A 2,139-nucleotide genomic window follows, 5' to 3' on the forward strand; every position below is an offset into this window, starting at 1 on the left:
GGAATATCGGGTTTTGAATGAAAAGGTAATGGCTATTCAGGCTTATGTGCCTGTGGTGACTGTTTCCGATGATGGGTCTACTGTGAAAACAGAGAAAAAAAGCATTACAGCCATTCCTTATTATACTTGGGCCAACCGCGGACCAAACGAAATGCAGGTTTGGTTGCCGACCAAAGCAAAAGAGCTAAAAGTGAATTATTAAGAAAGAATACCGACTTCCGATTCAAATCAAATTTCCCATTTCACCAAAATCCCAAAATGGACAAAAGAACCTTCCTCAAAAACTCTTCCCTGCTTGTTGGTGGAGTTTTGATCCAACCGATGATATCCTGCTCCCCCAAAAAACCTGAAGAAACCATGAATGCCGAACTTTTGAAAAACTGGGCCGAAAACTTTGAATTCAGCACTGCCAATGTCCATTATCCCAAAACCGTGGAAGAGGTTCAGGCATTGGTCAAAAAATGTGAAAAGCTAAGGGTCTTGGGTTCGAGACATTCTTTCAACAGGATTGCTGACAGCAAAGACAATTTGATTTCCTTCCAAAACCTGAACAAAATCATCTCCCTGGACAAAGAGAAAAACCAAGTGACCGTAGAAGGCGGAATCAAATACGGCGAACTCTGCGCTTACCTCCATGAAAATGGCTATGCCCTGCATAACCTGGCATCTTTACCGCATATATCTGTGGCGGGAACCATCGCCACGGCCACACATGGTTCAGGGGTTGGGAATGGCAACCTTTCTACAGGCGTTGCTGCCATCGAGTTTATCAATGCCAAAGGGGAATTGGTTCAGTTTTCAAAAGAAACAGATCCTGATTTTTTTGGTGCTGTAGTGGGATTGGGAGGATTTGGGCCTGTTACCAAAGTGACTTTGGATTTGCTTCCTACATTTGAGGTTGCCCAAGTGGTATATATGGACATGCCGATGGAAGCGCTCAAAGACAATTTCCAAGAAATCATGGGTGCAGGCTATAGTGTGAGTCTATTTTTGGATTGGAAAAGTAACAATGTCAATGAGGTCTGGGTAAAGAGAAAATTGATCCCAGGCGAAAAAATGGATTTTCCCGAGGAGTTTTTTGGAGCAAAGCAAGCCAAAGTACATATGCATCCCGTGCAGGAAATGTCTGCCGAAAGCTGTTCCGAACAACTGGCTATTCCCGGTCCATGGTATGAGCGTCTGCCGCATTTCAAGATGGAGTTTCAGCCAAGTGCCGGTAAGGAACTTCAGTCTGAGTATTTTGTACCAATGGAAAATGGCTACGAGGCACTCATGGCGGTGAAGGAAATGTCAGAGCAAATCTCCTCTCACCTTTTCATCTCCGAAATCAGAAGCATCAAGGCAGACGATCTTTGGATGAGTACCTGCTACCAAAGGGATTCGATTGCGATCCATACCACATGGAAACAGGAAATTCCCGAAGTCATGGCCCTGCTTCCGCAAATGGAAGCCAAGTTGGAACCGTTTAGTCCAAGACCGCATTGGGCGAAGTTATTTACCATTTCCTCCCAAAAACTCCAAGAGCGGTACCCAAAAATGGAAGAATTCAAATCCCTTCTCGCCAAACACGATCCTGAAGGAAAATTCCGAAACGGGTTTTTAGATGAACATCTTTATGGAGTTTAATATTTAAAAGTTAAATCCTGTATTGAGACAGGTTATGCTTTTCCATGGTGATAAAAGAAGAGGGACTCCTTTGATGGGGTCCCTCTTTTTATTGTAAGTATTAGCTTAACCCTTTTTACCAAGAGAATAATTGATCGGTGATGTCATTCTTGTTTTGACAACCTTTCCGTCTTTTTTGCCCGGTTTCCAGTTTGGAAATGAATTGATAACCCTCAATGCTTCTTCATCACATCCTCCTCCGATTCCTCTCAATATCTCAGCATCACTTATAGAGCCATCCTTGTTGACAATGAACCTGATGTAAACGGTACCTTCGATTCCCTCATCCTTTGCCAATTTGGGATATTTTAGGTTGTCTTTCATGAAATTTGCCCAAGCTTCCATCCCTCCTGGAAATTCCGGAGTTTCATCCACTTTATCAAAGACTTCATCAGATGTTTCTTGGGAGGAAATTTCTCCCATTGGGATGTCCATGGTTTTTGAAAAAGCAGATTCTTTGGAGCTTTTGCAGGA

Annotated in this window: 3 protein-coding genes; 2 read left to right on the top strand and 1 reads right to left on the bottom strand. The window is 43.1% G+C overall.

Annotation, left to right across the window (positions count from 1 at the left end):
* Together ACZFYI_RS19515 and ACZFYI_RS19520 are read left to right on the top strand one after the other, a co-directional pair.
* A partial coding sequence (locus tag ACZFYI_RS19515; protein WP_462525793.1) for a hypothetical protein occupies positions 1-202 on the top strand: 202 nt, incomplete at its 5' end.
* Positions 203-258: 56 nt separating this feature from the next.
* Positions 259-1,626 (top strand): FAD-binding protein, encoded by a 1,368-nt coding sequence (locus ACZFYI_RS19520; protein ID WP_462525794.1) that lies wholly within the window; start codon positions 259-261, stop codon positions 1,624-1,626.
* Positions 1,627-1,731: 105 nt separating this feature from the next.
* Here the strand turns inward: ACZFYI_RS19520 and ACZFYI_RS19525 are convergent.
* Positions 1,732-2,139 (bottom strand): energy transducer TonB (locus tag ACZFYI_RS19525; protein WP_462525795.1); only part of this gene is annotated, 408 nt, incomplete at its 5' end.

This window comes from Aquiflexum sp., from assembly GCF_977115555.1.

Coding starts and splice junctions, on each gene's coding strand:
- ACZFYI_RS19520 (WP_462525794.1), top strand. CDS start 259: ATGGACAAAAGAACCTTCCTCAAAAACTCTTCCCTGCTTGTTGGTGGA.